Genomic DNA, 18,923 nt, shown 5'->3' on the forward strand with positions numbered 1-18,923 from the left:
CCGCCGACACTCCGCCGGCCGCCCGGTTCGCACAGAGAGCACCCCGCACCCGCCATGGCCCTCAGCCCCGTCCCGGCCCCCGGCCGCCCCACCGGTCCCCCCACCGGTCACGTCCCCGGCGGTCCCACCGGAGCCCTCACGGGCCATGCCCCCGGCGGTCCCGCCGGACTCCCCACCGGCCAGGTGCCAGGACGTCCCACAGGGCGCCGGCCGGGCGCCGGAACCGGAACCGGCGCCGTGCCCGCGCGCGCGGCGCGTCCCGCGGAGCTCCCCTCGGTGCATGGTGCGCTCCTCTGCGTGGCCCTGCCCGCCCTCGCCGTCTGTGCCGAGCACGGCCAGCTCACCGGTGAGGGCCCCGAGGGCGTGTACGCGGCGGGGCGACGACTCCTCTCCCGCTGCGTCCTGCGGGTGGCGGGGCGCGAGCCCGTCGCCCTCCAGGGCCGCATGGCCACCGCCGACCGAGCAGTGTTCCTCGGAGTCCTCCGCGTCCCCGGAGACCTCGGACCCGATCCCGGTCTCACCGTCGAACGCACCCGGAGCGCCGACGGGAGCGAACGGATCACCCTGCGCAGCGCCGTCGCCCGCCCCCTCCGGCTCCCCGTGGAAATCGCTCTGGGCTCGGATCTCGCGGACCTGGGCGCGGTCGCGTCCGGCCGACCCGGACCCGAGCTCACGGCGAGCGTCCACGGCACCGGACTGCGGTGGACCGGCGACGACGGGCGGTCCGTCGCCGTCACGGCGGACCCGCCGCCCATGGACGCCCTGGCGGCGGCGGGAGTCCTGCGCTGGGAAGCCGATCTGGCGCCGGGGGGCACGTTCACGGTCCGGTTACGGGTACGCGACGGCTCGCCCACCCGGCCCACCGGCTCTTCGGGCGCGGGCGCCGGACGGCCCGGCGGCCACGTCCTCGCCGAGGCCTTCGCCGAAGGTGACGATCCGCGTCCGGGGGATCTGCTGCGCGCGTCCGTCGAGGACCTGCGGGCCCTGCTCCAGCGGGACCCGGCGTACCCGGCAGACGTCCACCTCGCGGCAGGAGTCCCCTGGCGCTGCGGACCGGTCACCGCTGAGGCGCTCTGGGCGGCCCGGATGGCCCTGCCCCTCGGCACCCGGCTCGCCGTCACCACCTTGCACGCCCTCGGGCGCACCCAACTTTCCGGCGGCGGACCCGAGTCCGGCCGTCTCCGCGCACCCCTCAGGGACGCCGGCCCGCATCTGCCGCCCCGCTGCACGGGCATCGAGGCCACCCTCGCCTTTCCGGTCGTGCTCGCCGAGGCGCGCCGCTGGGGAGTGCCGGCAGCGGACCTGGACGACCTGCTCCCCGTCGCGGAACGCTGCCTCGGCTGGCTGCTCCGTACGGTCGGCGCGAGCGGCCTCGTGCCGGACCCGGGCCCCGCCGGACCCTGGCGGGCCGAGACACAGGCACACGCGCATCGCGCGGCCCTGCTCGGAGCGGACCTGCTCGACGCCTGCGGGAGATCCGGGGGAGACGCGCTGCGGGAGGCCGCGCGGACAATGCGTGAGCGTTTCCGACGGGAGTTCTGGCTCGACGACCCGGCGGGCGGCCGACCCTCCGTCGCCCGCGGACCTGACGGCCGGAGCTGGTCCCAGCTCGGCGGCTGGGCCGCGCATCTGCTCGACACCGGGCTGCTGGGCGGTGGCCGCCACGCGCAGGGCCTGTTGGACAGGACGGAGACCGAACAGGTGGCGAGGCTGCTCGGCACCCCGGCCCTGGACTCAGGCTGGGGGCTGCGCAGTCTGGGTACCAAGGAGCCGGGACACAACCCCTTCGGCCACCGGGCGGGTGCGGTGCGGGTGCACGAGACGGCGGTCGCGGTGGCGGGGCTCGCCGCTGTCGGCCACGAGAAGGAGGCCGCCGCCCTGCTGCGCGGACTGCTCGCCGCGGCGGAGGCCTTCACCTACCGGCTGCCCGAGATGTACGCGGGGGAGCAGCGGACGGCCGGCGGGCGCCCGGTGCCGCACCCCGCCGCGTGTCGGCCGGCGGCCGTCGCGGCCTCCGGCGCGGTGCACGCGCTGCTCGCGCTCGCCGGAATCCGGCCGGACGCACCGGGCCGGTCCGTCTCGACGCATCCCCTGCGGTCGGCTCCGCTCGGGGCGATCCGGTTCTCGGGGCTCGTGGTCGCGGGTGAGCCGTTCGCGGTGCGGGTCGGCAGGCTCGGTCTCGGTATGGTCGAGGAGGCCGCAGAGGGCCTTCAGCTGGGGGTGTGACGGGATGCCGGTGACAGACACGACGGAAGCCTCGCGGCAGGGTGAGGAAGTCATCGGCGATGCTTCCGAGGGGCGTGCTTATCGTCAGGAAGACGACTATGATCGCGGCATGCCTCCCTACGACCCGTCGGCCTTTCCGCCCTTCGCCGTGACCGTCGATCTGGTCGTGCTCACCGTGCGCCGCCATGCGCTCTGCACCTTGGTCGTGCGGCGGGGGGAAGCGCCGTACCAGGGGCGTTGGGCGCTGCCCGGCGGCTTCGTACGCGCGGACGAGGATCTCGGTGCCGCCGCCGCGCGCGAGCTGGTCGAGGAGACGGGTCTCTGCGCCCACGATCCGGCCGCTCCGCCGCCGGTGCCGAGCAACGGCGCGCACCTGGAGCAGCTGGCGACGTACGGGGCGCCCGACCGTGACCCGCGCATGCGGGTGGTCAGCGTCGCGCATCTGGCTCTCGCCCCGGACCTTCCCGCGCCGAGGGCCGGCGGCGACGCGAACAGCGCCCGCTGGGCCCCCGTCGAGGAGCTGCTCGGCGAGGACGCGCTCGCCGGGACCGCAGAGGCCGCCGGAACGGCGGGGGAGTCAGCGGCCGAGGAGAAGGAAGGGGGGCCGGCGGCGCTCGCCTTCGACCACGCCCGGATCCTCGCCGACGGCGTGGAGCGCGCCCGCTCCAAGATCGAGTACTCCTCCCTGGCCACGGCCTTCTGCCCGCCGGAGTTCACGGTCGGAGAGCTGCGGCGCGTCTACGAGGCCGTCTGGGGCGTGGCCCTGGACCCGCGCAACTTCCACCGGAAGGTGACCGGCACGCCCGGCTTCCTGGTTCCCGCCGGCGGCACCACGACCCGTCAGGGCGGGCGCCCCGCCCAGCTCTTCCGGGCAGGTGGGGCCACGCTCCTCAACCCGCCGATGCTGCGTCCCGAGGTCTGACGGACCGGTACTTCCGGCACCCCAGGACGCCAACCCTGCACTGAAAGTCCGAAATGTAGCGTTATCTTGCTGCGAAAGCGCCGCCCTGCCGCGGAGCGGTGTCATCTACCGCGAGAGAAGCGATGCTCCAGGCAATCGGACTGACCAGCACTCCCCGCCGCGATCGCCCGCCCGCCGTGGACGATCTGACCTTCGAGGCCCGGCCGGGTGCCGTGACCGCTCTCCTCGGCTCCTCGGGTTCCGGCAAGACCACCACGCTCCGGCTCATGCTCGAACTCGAGCCGGGTCGCGGAATCACCTACTTCCGGGGCCGACCGCTGCACCGCATCGCCCACCCTCCGCGCGAGGTCGGCGTGCTTCTCGGCGACATCCCCGGACACCCCTCCCGGACGCTCCGAGGTCAGCTGCGGATGCTCTGCGCCGCCACGGGGGTTCCCGTCTCACGGGCCGAGGAGCTGACACGGGCCGTCGGCCTCGACGGACTGGAGCGCCGGCGGATCGGCACCCTTCCGGTCGGGGCCGATCGTCGACTCGGCCTCGCCTCCGCCTTGTTGGGCGGCCCCCATACCCTGCTGCTCGACGAGCCCGGCGCCGGCCTCTCCGCACCCGAGGGTGTCTGGCTGTACGAGCTCCTGCGGGCGCACGCCGGCGACGGCGGCACCGTGCTCTACACCACGGCCGACCCCAAGGACGCGGCCCGCAACGCCGACCGGGTCGTCACCCTTGACGGCGGGCGGCTCGTGGCCGACCAGGACGTCGCCGAGTTCGCCCGTACCCGGCTGCGGCCCCGGGTCGCCGTCCGCACCCCGCAGGCCGCGCGGCTGGCGGCGGTCGTGACCCAGGAGGCCAGGGCCGCCCGGCGCCCGGTCGAGGTCGTCGCCGAGGACGGCAATCGCCTGTCCGTCTACGGGAGCGACTGCGCGGCCGTCGGTGACACGGCGTTCCGTCACGGCGTGCCGATCCACCGGCTCGCCGCCGAGACGGGTGACACCGGGCCCGTTCCGCGTACCCGGGCGGGAGGTGTCCACCCGGACTCCGCCCACGAGAGCGAGGTCGCCGGGCCTCGTGAGGCCCCGGCCGGGGAGTCGGGCTCCCCGGCCGGGGAGCCCGGTGGGGCCCGGAAGCCCGCCCGCTCGCCCCTGCGCCCGCTGCGGTACGAGATCCGCCGGCTCCTGGGCGTGCCGTCCACCCCGCTCGTCGTGGCGGCCGTCCTGCTCGGCTCAGTGACCCTCGCCCTGCTCCTCGGGCGGGGCGGGCGCGCCGCGCTGCCCGCCGTCCTGGCGGGCTGGCCCGCCCTCTCCCCGCTGCCGCCCGCGGCACTCGGCGCCGGGCTGCTCGGCGCCTTCTCCTTCGGCGAGGAGTATCGCTACCCCGCGCTCACCACGGGCCGGGGAGCGGTGCCCCGCAGGCCTGGCCTCCTGCTGGCGAAGCTCGCCGTGGCGGCGGCCGTCGCCCTGCTGCTCGGGGCGGCCGTCGTGGTGGCGGATCTGGAGGCCCTGCGGTTCGTCTACGGCGGAGAGTTGATCTCCGTACCGAGGAACTGGCCGACTCTCTGCGCGAGTTGGCTGGGCCTGATGGTCGGCTGCGCCTGGGCCGGGGTGCTCGGTGCGGGGGTGTTCCGGGCGGCGGCGGCCGGGGTGGCGGCGGTCCTCGCGGTGCCGGTCGCCTTCGTCCCGTTGCTGCAGAAGGTGCTGACCGGGCCCTCGGTGCGGTCGGCCGCCGGACTCCCCGCGCGGTTGCGTGAGTTCGCCGGTCCGCAGTGGTCACCTGCGGTGGACCGCTGGCTGACCGGCGGGCTGCGGGTGCTCGGGCAGCCCGCGGGAGTGGCTCTCTCGCTGACGTTGACCGGGTTGCTCTGCGCTTATGTGTTCACCGGCCTTCGCCGTAAGGCGCGTTGGTGATCACTTGCGGACCGAAAGGTTCCGGTTCGCGTCCAACTCCCTTGAAATCTAGCCGATATGTCCGATTAATCGTCAATTGTGTAGGGGGTGCCGATCACCCTTTCGTGTGCTTTTCACCAAAGACCTCAAGGGTCACGGAGGCAACGCCGACAAAGGATGCGTGAGTACCCTTGCGCACACCATGATGACCGCCGCCCGCTCCGTCGACTCCGGCCTCGGCGCCCCGGGCGATCTCGACCGCTACCCCTACGCGGAGGCGCCCGCCGCCGGCCGTGTGGGCCCGCCCTCCTGGGAGGGGGTGGACACCGACCTGGGCCGCGTCGGCCGCCGGAGCACCGGCAACCGGGGGCGCGGGCTGCACGGCCAGCTCGTCCAGCAGCTCGGCCAGATGATCGTCTCCGGTGACCTAGGGGCCGACCGCCCGCTCGTCCCCGAAGAGATCGGCCAGCGGTTCGAGGTCTCGCGCACCGTCGTCCGCGAGTCTCTGCGCGTCCTGGAGGCGAAGGGGCTCGTCAGTGCCCGCCCGAACGTCGGCACCCGCGTCAGGCCCGTCAGCGACTGGAACCTCCTCGACCCCGACATCATCGAGTGGCGCGCCTTCGGCCCGCAGCGCGACGACCAGCGCCGCGAGCTGAACGAGCTGCGCTGGACGATCGAGCCCCTGGCCGCCCGCCTCGCGGCCGGACACGGCCGCGAGGACGTGCAGCAGCGTCTCGCCGACATGGTCGAGATCATGGGCCACGCGTTCGCGCAGGGAGACGGCATCACCTTCTCCCGCGCCGACACCGAGTTCCACTCGCTCCTCATCCAGCTCGCCGGGAACCGGATGCTGGAGCACCTCTCCGGCATCGTCGCCGCCGCGCTGCAGGTGTCCGGCGGCCCCGTCACGGGCTGCGACCGTCCGAGCGAGGCCTGCCTCTCCCACCACGCCCGGATCGTGGACGCGCTCGCCGCGGGCGACGCCCTCGGCGCCGAGACGGCCATGCGGGCCCTGCTCGCGGTCCACCCCGAGGTGGACCGCGTCGTCCCCGCCCCCCGCGAACACTGACCCGCGGGCCGTGGCCGGGAGCGCCGAGGCGCGGACATCGCGTGCCGCCGGGTCCGAGCGGCACCCGGGGAGCCCGGAAGGGTTTCCCGGGTGGTGCCAGGATTCCGGCGGCGTGAATGTACGCTGATATATCCCTCTGCGTCGGTTTGTCGCACATGAGGTGTGACTCGGGCCACGAAGATTGGGCGTAACACTCCTCCGAGCCGTGCGATGACCTAAGAGGTGACAGCCGAGGAAGGAATACAGCAGCCGATGGAGGCGCTGTGCAGTTCCCCGGTCCAGCCCGCGCCGTCGGCACATTCCCCGTCGACGGTCGTCGGCTCCAGCCCGATCCCGGGCGGGGCCGGAAGCCGTTTCCATCGTTCCGAGAGGTTGTTCGTGTCGGCCAGCACATCCCGTACGCTCCCGCCGGAGATCGCCGAGTCCGAGTCTGTGATGGCGCTCATCGAGCGGGGAAAGGCTGATGGGCAGATCGCCGGCGATGACGTGCGTCGGGCCTTCGAGGCTGACCAGATTCCGCCAACCCAGTGGAAGAATGTTCTGCGCAGCCTCAATCAGATCCTCGAGGAAGAGGGTGTGACGCTGATGGTCAGTGCAGCGGAGTCGCCGAAGCGCGCCCGCAAGAGCGTCGCAGCGAAGAGCCCGGCCAAGCGCACCGCCACCAAGACCGTCACCGCCAGGACGACCGTGACGAAGACGACCGTCACGGCCGCCACGGCCTCCGCGGCAGAGGGCGCAGACCCGGCCGACGAGGCCGGATCCGCCGCCAAGAAGGCGGCCGCGAAGAAGACCGTCGCCAAGAAGACGGTGGCCAAGAAGACCGTCGCGAAGAAGACGGCGGCAAAGAAGACCACGTCCAAGAAGGACGCCGACGAGATCGTCGAGGGCGAAGAGCTGCTCGAGGACGTCGCGCCCGGCAAGGGCGAGGAAGAAGAGACCGAGGGCGAGAGCAAGGGCTTCGTCCTGTCCGACGACGACGAGGACGACGCTCCGGCGCAGCAGGTAGCCGTCGCCGGTGCCACCGCCGACCCGGTCAAGGACTACCTGAAGCAGATCGGCAAGGTCCCCCTCCTCAACGCCGAACAGGAGGTCGAGCTCGCCAAGCGCATCGAGGCCGGCCTGTTCGCCGAGGACAAGCTCGCCAACTCGGACAAGCTCGCGCCGAAGCTCAAGCGCGAGCTGGAGATCATCGCCGAGGACGGCCGCCGCGCCAAGAACCACCTCCTGGAGGCCAACCTCCGTCTGGTGGTCTCCCTGGCCAAGCGCTACACCGGCCGCGGCATGCTCTTCCTGGACCTGATCCAGGAGGGCAACCTGGGTCTGATCCGCGCGGTCGAGAAGTTCGACTACACCAAGGGCTACAAGTTCTCCACGTACGCCACCTGGTGGATCCGTCAGGCGATCACCCGCGCCATGGCCGACCAGGCCCGCACCATCCGTATCCCGGTGCACATGGTCGAGGTCATCAACAAGCTCGCGCGCGTGCAGCGCCAGATGCTTCAGGACCTGGGCCGTGAGCCCACCCCGGAGGAGCTGGCCAAGGAGCTCGACATGACCCCTGAAAAGGTCATCGAGGTCCAGAAGTACGGCCGTGAGCCGATCTCCCTCCACACCCCGCTGGGTGAGGACGGCGACAGCGAGTTCGGCGACCTGATCGAGGACTCCGAGGCGGTCGTTCCGGCCGACGCGGTGAGCTTCACGCTCCTCCAGGAGCAGCTGCACTCGGTGCTCGACACGCTCTCCGAGCGTGAGGCCGGCGTCGTCTCGATGCGCTTCGGTCTCACCGACGGCCAGCCGAAGACGCTGGACGAGATCGGCAAGGTCTACGGCGTGACCCGCGAGCGGATCCGCCAGATCGAGTCGAAGACGATGTCGAAGCTGCGTCACCCGTCGCGCTCGCAGGTGCTGCGCGACTACCTCGACTGATCCGTATCCCGACGTCCGTGCGAGCCGCGGACACGAGGCACGGAGCGGTACGCGGAAGGGCCCGGTTCCCCGAGGGGGAGCCGGGCCCTCCGGCTGTGCGGGGGTGCACGGCGCGGTCGCGTGCTGGACGCTGGGTGAACCGACATCACCGGAGAGTCAGGAGGCTCCATGCGTGGTTCCCTCACCCGAGCATTGACCGGTGCTCTGGGCCTGATCGCAGCGGCGGCGGGGCAGCTGGCCACTGCCGCACCCGTGGCCGCCGACAGCGTCGTGGTGGGCGGCCGGCAGGCCCAGATCGCCGACGCGCCGTGGGTCGTGGCGCTGTCCAGCCGTGACCGGTTCGGGGGTACGCGCGCGGGGCAGTTCTGCGGGGGCGTGCTCGTGGCGCCGACCAAGGTGCTCACGGCGGCCCACTGCCTGGGCCGCGAGGTGCTCGGCGGCGAGCCGTGGGAGGTGCGCGACTTCGTCGTCATCGCAGGCCGGGCCGCGCTGGGCGGACAGGGCGGCCAGGAGGTGCGGATCTCGGACACCTGGGTCAATCCCGACTACGACCCGACGACCAACTCGGGCGATCTCGCGGTACTGACGCTCGTCAGCGCGCTTCCGCAGTCTTACGTGATCGGCGTCGCCCGTGCGGGAGACGCGGCGTACACGCCCGGTACGGAGGCGGACGTCTACGGCTGGGGCGACACGACCGGCAACGGGACCTATGCCTCCACGCTGCGGACGGCGCGGGTCCAGGTGCTGCCGGACAGCGCGTGCGAGCGGGCGTACCCGGGCGGATTCGGCGTCCCGTACCGGAGCGACACGATGCTGTGCGCGGGCGACCCTCAGGGCGGCAAGGACGCGTGCCAGGGAGACAGCGGAGGCCCGCTCGTGGCGAAGGGGCTGCTCGTCGGCCTGGTGTCCTGGGGCAGCGGTTGCGGGCAGGCGGAGAACCCGGGTGTGTACACCCGTGTCTCGGCGGTGCTGCTGGCGCGCTTCTGATCAGCGCCGCTGATCGGAGCCTCTGACCAGGGGTTCTGGCCGGGTTCTCCGGCCAGGCCCACCGGTCGGGCCCGCTGCCGGGTCCCGGCGGTGATCGGTCCCGGACGCGCGGGATACGAGAACGGGCGGCCACTCCCCACGGAATGCGGGGGTGGCCGCCCGAAGTCCGGTCAGTGGCCGGATCTGGGCTCGTCGTGGATGCGAGGCGTCAGTGGTCGTCGCCCATCGTGCGGGCCGGCACGTCCGTCAGGCGGTCCGTCTCATCCTGTATCTCAACGGCGATCTTCTTGAGTTCCGGCTCGAACTTACGTCCGTGGTGGGCGCAGAAGAGCAAGTCACCTCCGCTGGTCAGGACAACACGCAGGTATGCCTGGGCGCCGCAGCGGTCGCAGCGGTCAGCGGCCGTCAGGGGGCTCGCGGGGGTCAGAACAGTAGTCACGTCGCCTCTTCTCTAGCTCGACGAGCTGTCGTACCAGGGTCAACATCCAACCAGGCCGAAAACGTTCCCGCTCGCGGCTTTTCCTTGAAACTTCTTCCGAGGTGGCTGTCTGCTGCCGGTTGGCGGCGAATGAGCCGTATTGCGTCGCTCTACGGATTTCGCGTTGCTTGTGTCGGTCAGTCCTCCCGGCGTGGTTGCCGGTTGTTGATGAGGACGTGCCCGGAGCCTAAATGGTTCATGCCTGGAAGGGAACGTGATGTTCGCGTCACCCCATCGAGGGATCGAACATCCATACGACGCTGGACTAGCATGAGGAATCGGGGAGGGTGGCGTTACAACGGCTCTACCAGGCATCGGTACCCTCTGACCGGTGACCGACGCCGGGCCTTACCCCACCGGGCCAGATTTCAAATTCAGCGAGGAGCGAACCGCGTGACCGCCGAAACGTCCGTGCCGTCCAGTGCGCTGCTGACCGCAGACCGTGACGCTTCCAACTACACCGCGCGGCACCTGCTCGTACTCGAAGGGCTCGAAGCGGTCCGCAAGCGCCCCGGTATGTACATCGGGTCCACCGACAGCCGCGGCCTGATGCACTGCATCTGGGAGATCATCGACAACTCGGTCGACGAGGCCCTCGGGGGCTACTGCGACCACATCGAGGTCATCCTCCACGACGACGGATCCGTCGAGGTCCAGGACAACGGCCGGGGCATCCCGGTCGACGTCGAGCCGAAGACCGGACTCTCCGGAGTCGAGGTCGTCATGACCAAGCTGCACGCTGGCGGAAAGTTCGGCGGCGGATCGTACGCCGCGTCCGGCGGTCTGCACGGCGTCGGCGCCTCCGTGGTCAACGCCCTGTCGGCCCGTCTCGACGTCGAGGTCGACCGGAACAGCGCCACGCACACGATCAGCTTCCGCCGTGGCGTCCCCGGCATCTTCACGGAGCAGGGCCCCGACAGCCCCTTCGATCCGGGCAACGGCCTGCTCAAGGGCAAGCGCGTCCCCAAGACCCGCACCGGTACGCGCGTGCGCTACTGGGCGGACCGGCAGATCTTCCTCAAGGACGCCAAGCTCTCCCTGGAGACGCTGCACCAGCGCGCCCGGCAGACCGCCTTCCTCGTCCCCGGCCTCACCATCGTCGTCCGCGACGAACGGGACCTGGCGGGGATCGGCAAGAGCGAGGAGACCTTCCGCTTCGACGGCGGCATCAGCGAGTTCTGCGAGTACCTCGCGCAGGACAAGGCCGTCTGCGACATCCAGCGCCTCACCGGCCAGGGCACCTTCAAGGAGACCGTCCCGGTCCTCGACGAGCGGGGCCACATGACCCCGACCGAGGTCACCCGCGAGCTCGCCGTCGACGTCGCCCTGCGCTGGGGCACCGGCTACGACTCGAACGTCAAGTCCTTCGTCAACATCATCGCCACCCCCAAGGGCGGCACCCACGTCTCGGGATTCGAGCAGGCCATCACCAAGACGGTGAACGAGGTCCTGCGCTCGGCGAAGATGCTGCGCGTCGCCGAGGACGACATCGTCAAGGACGACGCCCTGGAAGGGCTCACGGCCGTCGTGACGGTCCGCCTCGCCGAGCCGCAGTTCGAGGGGCAGACCAAGGAGGTCCTCGGCACGTCCGCGGCCCGCCGGATCGTGGCGAACGTGGTCGCCAAGGAGCTCAAGGCCTTCCTCACCTCCACCAAGCGGGACGCCAAGGCCCAGGCCCGTGCCGTCCTGGACAAGGCCGTAGCCGCCGCCCGTACCCGGATTGCGGCCCGCCAGCACAAGGACGCGCAGCGCCGGAAGACCGCGCTCGAGTCCTCCTCGCTGCCGGCCAAACTGGCCGACTGCCGAAGCGACGACGTGGAGCGCAGCGAGCTCTTCATCGTCGAGGGCGACTCGGCCCTCGGTACGGCCAAGCTCGCCCGCAACAGCGAGTTCCAGGCCCTGCTGCCGATCCGTGGCAAGATCCTCAACGTCCAGAAGTCGTCCGTCTCGGACATGCTGAAGAACGCCGAGTGCGGGGCGATCATCCAGGTCATAGGAGCGGGCTCGGGCCGCACCTTCGACATCGACGCGGCCCGCTACGGGAAGATCGTCCTGCTGGTCGACGCCGACGTCGACGGCGCCCACATCCGCTGTCTGCTGCTGACGCTCTTCCAGCGCTACATGCGGCCGATGGTCGAGGCCGGGCGGGTTTTCGCCGCCGTGCCCCCGCTGCACCGGATCGAGCTCGTCCAGCCCAAGAAGGGCCAGGACAAGTACGTCTACACGTACTCGGACAACGAGCTGCGCCAGACCCTGCTCGAGTACCAGCGCAAGGGGGTCCGCTACAAGGACTCCATCCAGCGCTACAAGGGCCTGGGCGAGATGGACGCCGACCAGCTCGCGGAGACCACGATGGACCCGCGTCACCGCACCCTGCGCCGGATCAACATCGGCGACCTGGACGCGGCGGAGCAGGTCTTCGACCTCCTCATGGGCAACGACGTGGCGCCCCGCAAGGAGTTCATCACCGGCTCCGCGGCGACCCTCGACCGCTCGCGCATCGACGCCTGAGGTGCTCCACCCGTGGGTGGAGCAGAACGCTCCACCCACGGGCCGATCACACGTCCGGCGACTCTCCGTAACATGGGAGATGTCGGAGGGGGACGGACATGGGGGAGAGGCGCGACCGAGCGCGCACGAAGAGTGGTGAGGCCCTGGGGGGCTCCTGGAGGGCCTGGCCGTCACGGGAGGCGCTCACCCGCCTGGGAGTGCCCCGGGGGCGCATCGTCCTCGACTACTGCCTGATCGCGGGCCTGAGCGTCTGGGTGCTGAGCGGCTGCTACACCTCGGGGGCTTTCGACGGTTGGTACGCGCCCGTGCCTCCGATCGGGTTCGGGCTCTGTGTGATGGCGGCCCTGGCCTACCACCACACGACCTTGGGACACCGGCTGCCGGCCTCGCTGGGGCTCCTGGCCGTGATAGCTCTCTGTGGTCTCGGGGCCTACGCGGTCGGCGCTCCGACGTCCGCGACCGTGATGTGGATAGTCGTCTCGGTCATGGCGATGGAGCGGCTGCCGCTTCCGGTCGGCCTCGCCACCGTGGCGGTGCTCGTCACCGGCTTCGTGGAGGCCGACGAGACCGGGATACTCGGAGCGGGTGTCACCACGGCGGCCGTGCTCCTCGCGGGCTACTCACTCCGGCTGGACGCCCAGGCCCGCGGTGCGGGGTTCCAGCTGCTCGCCCAGGAGCGACTCGCCCGGGAGGCCGAGGCCGCTTCGGCGGCGCTCGCCGAGCGGGCCAGGATCGCCCGCGAGATACACGACGTGCTCGCGCACAGCCTCTCCGCGCAGATGGTGCATCTGGAGGTCGCACGGCTCCAGATCGAGTCGGGATCGGAGCGGGCGGAGATCCTCAAGCTCGTGACCTCGGCCCGCTCCATGGCCAAGGAAGGCCTCGCCGAGACCCGGCACGCGCTGTCGGCGCTGCGCGGTGACATGGTGCCCGTCGAGGACTACCTGCGGGACCTGGCACGGGAGGACCGCACCCAGGTCGACGTCACCGGCGAGCGCCGGGACCTGCCCGCCGAAGCGTCCCAGGCAGTACGACGAGTGGCACAGGAGGCTCTCACCAATGTCCGCAAGCACGCCCCGGGAGCCCGGACCCGGATCCGGCTCGCCTACGAGGTGGACAGGATCTGCCTGGAGATATGTGACTCCGGGCCACCTCCGACGCCAGAGGGCGGTCCCGAAGGGTATGAGCTCGGCTCCTCCGGCTCCGGATACGGGCTGCGCGGTATGAGGGAGCGCGCCGAACTGCTGGGTGGCAGCCTGGACGCGGGGCCGGAGGGCCAGGGGTTCGCGGTGCGGCTGCGGGTGCCGGCATGAGCGGCCAGCTGAGGGCCGACGGCGGCCCGGAGGGGGCGGACCGCGGTCAGGAGAGCTCCGACCGGGGTCAGGAGAGCGCCGACGGCCGGCAGGGGGGTCTGTCCACCCGGGATTCCGGTGTGCCGGAGGGTCTCTCCGTGTCGGAGAGCGCCGGTGCTCCCGGGAAGGCTCGGGTGGTGCGGGTGGTGGTCGCCGACGATCAGGCCGTCGTGCGGGAGGGCATCGTGATGCTGCTCGGGTTGCTTCCCGGGGTCGAGGTCGTGGGGGCGGCCCGGGACGGGGAGGAAGCGGTCGCGCTGACCGCCGAACTGGAGCCCGACGTGGTCCTGATGGATCTGCGGATGCCCCGCTGCGACGGCGTCGAGGCCACCCGCCGGATCCGCGAGCTGTACTCCGGGACGGAGGTCGTGGTGCTCACCACATACGCCGACGACGAGTCGCTGTTCCCCGCGCTGCGGGCGGGGGCGCGGGGCTACCTGACCAAGGACGCGGGCGGGGACGAGATCGTACGGGCCCTGAGGGACGTGACCGATGGGCGGGCGGGGCTTTCCCCCACGGTGCAGCGGCGGTTGCTGGAGCAGTTGATGGAACGGGGGGAGCGTCCCGAGCGGGCGGAGCCGGCGGGTGGTCCCGGACCGCGGTCCGCGGAGCCGGGTGCCGCCGCCGGGCCCGTGGCCCCGGAGGCCGACGGGCTCACCGAGCGGGAGACGGAGGTGCTCGTGCTCGTCGCCGACGGGCTCTCCAACCAGGAGATCGCCGTGCGGCTGCGGATCTCCACGGCCACGGTGAAGACCCATATCAACAACCTCTTCGCCAAGACGGGGGTACGCGACCGGGCGCAGGCCGTGCGATACGCATATCAGCACGGTCTGGTCAGGGCACCTGGTCGGAGAGTCACCTGATGGGGTGAACAGCAGGGGGAGAAGAGTCCGGGATCTTCCCGCTCTGTCCATCCTTGGGCACGCGGCCGAAACGGTTCGCTTGTCAAGGAGAGTTGGCCGGTGGAGCAGGTGGACAAGCAGGAGGGGCTCGACGCTTCGGCGATGCCGTTCGACGACCCCTGGAACGACGCGACGGCCTGCGGCCGGGACGAGCGGGCGGGGGCCGAGGGCCCCGGCGACAGCCGGCCCGGCGCGGTGCCGCGACAGCGGGTCCACAGCGCGGCGGAGATCTATCTGGAAGTGCAGCGGAGCCCCGCCTTCCAGGAGGTGCGCAGCCGCTACCGCCGGTTCGTCTTCCCGGCCGCCCTCGCCTTCCTCCTCTGGTACCTCGCCTATGTCGTGGCCGCCACCGCCGCACCCGGCCTGATGGCCCGGCCGGTCGCCGGAGTGGTGAACGTGGCGATGGTCGCGGGGCTCGGGCAGTTCCTCACCACCTTCCTGCTGACCTGGGCGTACGCGCGCCACGCACGGCTGCGCAGGGACCGGGCCGCGCTCGAACTGCGCTGGGACACCCAGGAGATGACCCGAGGGGTGGCGCAGCCGTGACCGGAGACCACCAGACCCTGGCGCTCGTGCTGTTCAGCGTCTTCATCGCCGTCACCCTGGGGATCACCACCTGGGTGAGCCGCAACCGGCGCGGCTCGGCGGAGGAGTTCTACGCCGGGGGCAGGCTCTTCTCTCCCCTGGAGAACGGATTCGCCATCGCGGGCGACTACATGTCCGCGGCCTCCTTCCTCGGCATCTCCGGGCTGATCGCGCTCTACGGCTACGACGGCATGCTGTACTCCGTCGGATTCCTGGTCGCCTGGTTGGTCGTCCTGCTGCTCGTGGCCGAACTGGTCCGCAACTGCGGACGGTTCACACTGGCCGACGTCGTCGCCGCGCGGATGGCCGAGCGCCCGGTGCGGATCGCCGCCGGCACGTCCTCGGTGGCCGTCTCCGTGCTGTACCTCGTGGCCCAGATGGTGGGCGCCGGAAGCCTGGTGGCCCTGCTCCTCGGCGGCACCAGCGAGGCGGCCCGCTCATGGACCGTGATCGGCGTCGGCGCGCTGATGGTGATCTACGTGTCGCTCGGCGGCATGCGGGCCACCACCTGGATCCAGATCGTCAAGGCGGTCCTGCTCATGGCGGGCACGATCGCGCTCACCGTCCTCGTCCTGCTCCGCTTCCACGGCGATGTGAACGGCCTGCTCTCCACCGCCGCCGAACGCAGCGGCCACGGCCTGGACTTCCTCGCCCCCGGACTCCGCTACGGCGGGGACTGGACGGCCCGCCTCGACTTCATCAGCCTCGGCATCGCCCTGGTCCTGGGCACGGCGGGGCTGCCCCACATCCTGTCGCGCTTCTACACCGTGCCGACCGCCCGGGCCGCCCGCCGCTCCGTCGTCTGGTCCATCGGGCTCATCGGCAGCTTCTACCTGATGACCATCGTGCTCGGCTTCGGTGCGGCCGCCCTGATCGGCCCCGACGAGGTCCGCGCCTCCAACGCGTCCGGGAACACCGCCGTACCGCTGCTCGCCCTCGACCTCGGCGGCGGCGCGGGCTCCACCGGCGGCACCGTGCTCTTCGCGATCGTCGCGGCCGTGGCCTTCGCGACGATCCTCGCCGTCGTCGCGGGGATCACTCTGGCCTCCTCGGCCTCCGTCGCCCACGATCTGTACGCCTCGTTGCGGCGCCGGCACGCGAAGCAGTACAGCGAGGTGACCGTGGCCCGGATCGCCGCCGCGGGGATCGGGGCGGCCGCCATCGGCCTCGGGCTGCTCGCGCGCGACCTCAATGTGGCCTTCCTCGTCGGACTGGCCTTCGCGGTCGCGGCCTCCGCCAATCTGCCGGTGCTGCTGTACTCGCTGTTCTGGCGGAAGTTCACCACCCGGGGCGCGGTCTGGTCGGTGTACGGCGGCCTGGTCCCGGCGGTGCTGCTCGTGCTCGTCTCGCCGGTCGTGTCCGGCAGTCCCGAATCGATGTTCCCCGGCGTCGACTTCCACCTCTTCCCGCTGCAGAACCCGGGCGTGGTGTCCATCCCGCTCGGGTTCCTCGCCGGCTGGATCGGCACGGTCACCTCGACCGAGCCGCCCGACGAGGCACGGCACGCCGAGACCGAGGTCCGGGCGCTGACCGGCGCGGGCGCCGCCTGACGGGTCCCGACCCGGACCGGCCCGCCCCTCGGACCGGCCCGCCCCTCGGACCGGCCCGAGCCCCGGAGGGTCCCGGCGCGGACGCGCCTCAGCCGGCCTGCGGGGAGGCTGCCCAGGCGTAGCGGTGCTCGGGGCGGCCCGTCTCGCCGTACCGGAGCGTGAGACGGACCCGGCCGGTGCGTTCGAGGAGTTTGAGGTAGCGCTGGGCGGTCTGGCGGCTGACGCCGGCCCGCTCGGCGATCTCCTGCGCGGACAGCGGACCGCCGGCGGCGAGCAGCACCTGGCGGACCAGCTCGGCCGTCGTGGGGGAGTGCCCCTTGGGCAGATCCGGGGCGACGGTGCCAGCCGACAGCACCCCGAAGATCCGGTCCACCTCGGCCTGCTCGGCCTCGCCCCCGCTCTCCAGGGTGCTGCGGAGCGTCGCGTACGCCTCCAGCTTGGCGCGCAGCCCGGCGAAGTTGAACGGCTTGACCAGGTACTGGAGGGCGCCGTGCCGCATCGCTGCCTGCACCGTGGCCACGTCCCGGGCCGCCGTGACCATGATCACGTCGCACTGGTGGCCGCGCGCGCGGAGTTCCCGTACGGCCGCGAGCCCGTTCTCGTCCGGCAGGTAGTGGTCCAGGAGGATCAGATCCACCGGATGCTCGTCCAGTGCGGCGAGTGCCTCGGCGGTCGAGTGGGCGGTGGCGGCGACGCGGAAGCCGGGCACCTTGGCGACGTAGGCGGCGTTGATCCGCGCGACCAGCAGGTCGTCGTCCACGACGAGGACGTCGATCATCGTGCCTCCTCGACGGGCTCGGGAAGCGGATCCGGCCGTGGCGCTCTGGCGGTCACGTCCGGCTCGGGAAGCGGATTCGGTCGCGGTGCTCCGGCGGTCACGTCCGGCTCGGGTTCCGGCTCGGTCAGGGCGTCCGGGAGGACGACGGTGAACTCGGCGCCGCCGTCCGGCCCGCCGGTCACCCGCGCGGTGCCGCCCCGGCGCTCGGCGAGCCGGCGCACCAGGGCGAGGCCGAGGCCGCGCTTTCCGTGCGACGGAAGCGCCTTCGTCGACCAGCCCTCGGTGAAGATCAGCTCGCGGCGCTCCTCGGGAACCCCCGGGCCGCTGTCCGTGACCCGCAGGACGACCGTACGCCCCTCGGTGCGGAAGGAGACGTCGATACGGGCGCCGGGGGTGCCCGCGACGGCGTCCAGGGCGTTGTCGACCAGGTTGCCGACGACGGTGACCAGCTCGCGCGGGTCGACGAGCCGGTCCGGCAGCAGTGAGTCGGGGGTGAGCCGCAGCGAGGCGCCCCGCTCGGCGGCGACGGTCGCCTTGCCGACCAGGAGCGCCGCGAGCAGCGGGTCGTGGACCTTCTCCGTGACCTGCTCGGCGGTGGCCCGGTGCACGCCGACCACTTCGGTGACGAACTCGACCGCCTCCTCGTGCATCTCCAGCTCCAGGAGTCCCAGGAGGGTGTGCATCCGGTTGGCGTGCTCGTGGTCCTGGGCGCGCAGGGCGTCGATCAGGCCCCGGGTGGAGTCCAGCTCGCGGCCGAGCCGTTCCAGCTCCGTGCGGTCGCGCAGGGTCGCCACGGCGCCGCCGTCGTCGGTCGGCATCCGGTTGGCGATGAGCACCCGGTGGCCCCGGACCGTGACCAGGTCGTCGCCGGTCACCCGGCCCGCCAGGACGTCGGCGGTACGGCCGCGGCCGAGGACCTCGTCGAGCGGCCGGCCCGCCGCCTCGGGACCGAGGCCGAGGAGCCGCTGCGCCTCGTCGTTCATGAGCCGTACGGAGCCGTTGCGGTCCAGGGCCACGACCCCCTCGCGGATGCCGTGCAGCATGGCCTCGCGTTCGGCGAGCAGCGCCGAGATGTCGGAGAAGGCCAGGTCGTGGGTCTGCCGCTGGAGGCGTCGGGAGATCAGGTATGCGGCCAGGGCGCCGGCCGCGAGCGCCCCGCCGGCGTAGGCGAGGAGGCCCGGGATCGCGGCGAGCAGCCGGTCGCGGACGCTGTCGTACTCGATGCCGACCGAGACCGCGCCGACGATCCGCCCGTCCGCGTCCCGCAGCGGCATCTTGCCCCGCGCCGAGCGGCCCAGGGTGCCGCTGTCGATCTCCATCACCTCGTGCCCGGCAAGGACGTCGCTCGGATCGGTGGAGACGCGCCCGCCGATCGCGGCGGGATCGGTGTGCGACCAGCGCACCCCGCGCGTGTCCATGACGACGACGTACTCGGCGCCGGTGGAGGTCCGGATCCGCTCGGCCTCCGTCTGCACCGGGCCCCGCGCGGAAGGCGGGCTTCCGGTGAGGTCCGCCGCCATGCGGGGGGACGCGGTGGTCCCGGCGATGGCCAGGGCCCGGCGCATGGCCTGGTCGTCGAGCTGGGCGCTGAGCGGGGCCAGGAAGAGCCCTGTGGCGAGGACGGTCACACCGGTCGCGATGGCCAGCTGCATCAGCAGGACCTGCGAGAACACCCGCTGGGGCCACCCGAACCGCCGACGGCGCGCGCGGGGGCGCGGGGGGCTGGTCTGTGCGGGGCTCATGCCGGAAACGGTAAA

At 72.1% G+C, this 18,923-nt stretch carries 14 protein-coding genes; 11 read left to right on the forward strand and 3 right to left on the reverse strand.

Going from position 1 to position 18,923, the window contains the following annotated elements:
• The first annotated feature begins 54 nt into the window (after positions 1-54).
• The 6 genes from OG514_RS22605 to OG514_RS22630 all read left to right on the forward strand — a co-directional run bounded on the left by OG514_RS22605 (position 55) and on the right by OG514_RS22630 (position 9,010).
• Positions 55-2,226 carry a glycogen debranching N-terminal domain-containing protein gene (locus OG514_RS22605; protein ID WP_266897525.1) on the forward strand — a complete coding sequence of 724 codons (2,172 nt, stop codon included), beginning with the start codon at positions 55-57 and terminating at the stop codon, positions 2,224-2,226.
• 109 nt (positions 2,227-2,335) lie between these two features.
• Positions 2,336-3,148 carry an NUDIX domain-containing protein gene (locus OG514_RS22610; protein WP_266897527.1) on the forward strand — a complete coding sequence of 271 codons (813 nt, stop codon included), beginning with the start codon at positions 2,336-2,338 and terminating at the stop codon, positions 3,146-3,148.
• 122 nt (positions 3,149-3,270) lie between these two features.
• Positions 3,271-5,049 carry an ABC transporter ATP-binding protein gene (locus OG514_RS22615; protein ID WP_266897529.1) on the forward strand — a complete coding sequence of 593 codons (1,779 nt, stop codon included), beginning with the start codon at positions 3,271-3,273 and terminating at the stop codon, positions 5,047-5,049.
• Positions 5,050-5,209: 160 nt separating this feature from the next.
• Positions 5,210-6,097 carry a FadR/GntR family transcriptional regulator gene (locus OG514_RS22620; protein WP_266897531.1) on the forward strand — a complete coding sequence of 296 codons (888 nt, stop codon included), beginning with the start codon at positions 5,210-5,212 and terminating at the stop codon, positions 6,095-6,097.
• Between the two features lie 378 nt (positions 6,098-6,475).
• Positions 6,476-8,023, forward strand: coding sequence for an RNA polymerase sigma factor (locus tag OG514_RS22625; RefSeq protein ID WP_266897533.1), 1,548 nt, complete (start codon positions 6,476-6,478; stop codon positions 8,021-8,023).
• Positions 8,024-8,191: 168 nt separating this feature from the next.
• Entirely contained in the window at positions 8,192-9,010 is an 819-nt protein-coding gene (locus tag OG514_RS22630; RefSeq protein ID WP_266897535.1) for a serine protease, read from the forward strand.
• Positions 9,011-9,218: 208 nt separating this feature from the next.
• Here OG514_RS22630 and OG514_RS22635 read toward each other — a convergent pair whose 3' ends face one another.
• Positions 9,219-9,449 (reverse strand): hypothetical protein, encoded by a 231-nt coding sequence (locus tag OG514_RS22635; RefSeq protein ID WP_189832487.1) that lies wholly within the window; start codon positions 9,447-9,449, stop codon positions 9,219-9,221.
• A gap of 432 nt (positions 9,450-9,881) precedes the next feature.
• On the opposite strand from OG514_RS22635, the gene OG514_RS22640 reads away from it, so the two are divergent.
• From OG514_RS22640 to OG514_RS22660, 5 genes are all read left to right on the forward strand, one after another.
• Positions 9,882-11,999 carry a type IIA DNA topoisomerase subunit B gene (locus OG514_RS22640; protein WP_266897539.1) on the forward strand — a complete coding sequence of 706 codons (2,118 nt, stop codon included), beginning with the start codon at positions 9,882-9,884 and terminating at the stop codon, positions 11,997-11,999.
• Between the two features lie 98 nt (positions 12,000-12,097).
• Positions 12,098-13,312, forward strand: a complete 1,215-nt coding sequence (locus tag OG514_RS22645; RefSeq protein WP_266897541.1) for a sensor histidine kinase — start codon at positions 12,098-12,100, stop codon at positions 13,310-13,312.
• Positions 13,309-14,214 (forward strand): response regulator transcription factor, encoded by a 906-nt coding sequence (locus tag OG514_RS22650; RefSeq protein ID WP_266897543.1) that lies wholly within the window; start codon positions 13,309-13,311, stop codon positions 14,212-14,214. Before OG514_RS22645 ends, OG514_RS22650 begins: the two co-directional genes overlap by 4 nt.
• Positions 14,215-14,355: 141 nt before the next feature.
• On the forward strand, positions 14,356-14,799 hold the full coding sequence (locus OG514_RS22655; RefSeq protein ID WP_266900929.1) for a DUF485 domain-containing protein: 444 nt from the start codon (positions 14,356-14,358) through the stop codon (positions 14,797-14,799).
• Positions 14,796-16,388: a cation acetate symporter gene (locus OG514_RS22660; RefSeq protein ID WP_266897545.1), complete on the forward strand. Its 1,593-nt coding sequence runs from the start codon at positions 14,796-14,798 to the stop codon at positions 16,386-16,388. Before OG514_RS22655 ends, OG514_RS22660 begins: the two co-directional genes overlap by 4 nt.
• An 88-nt stretch (positions 16,389-16,476) precedes the next feature.
• Here OG514_RS22660 and OG514_RS22665 read toward each other — a convergent pair whose 3' ends face one another.
• Together OG514_RS22665 and OG514_RS22670 are read right to left on the reverse strand one after the other, a co-directional pair.
• Complete coding sequence (locus OG514_RS22665; protein WP_266897547.1) at positions 16,477-17,166, reverse strand: response regulator; 690 nt, start codon at positions 17,164-17,166, stop codon at positions 16,477-16,479.
• Positions 17,163-18,908 carry an ATP-binding protein gene (locus OG514_RS22670; RefSeq protein ID WP_266897549.1) on the reverse strand — a complete coding sequence of 582 codons (1,746 nt, stop codon included), beginning with the start codon at positions 18,906-18,908 and terminating at the stop codon, positions 17,163-17,165. The genes OG514_RS22665 and OG514_RS22670 overlap by 4 nt, the downstream gene beginning before the upstream one ends.
• Between the last annotated feature and the right edge of the window lie 15 nt (positions 18,909-18,923).

This window comes from Streptomyces sp. NBC_00572, from assembly GCF_026341815.1.
In the GTDB taxonomy this organism is placed as follows: Bacteria; Actinomycetota; Actinomycetes; order Streptomycetales; family Streptomycetaceae; genus Streptomyces.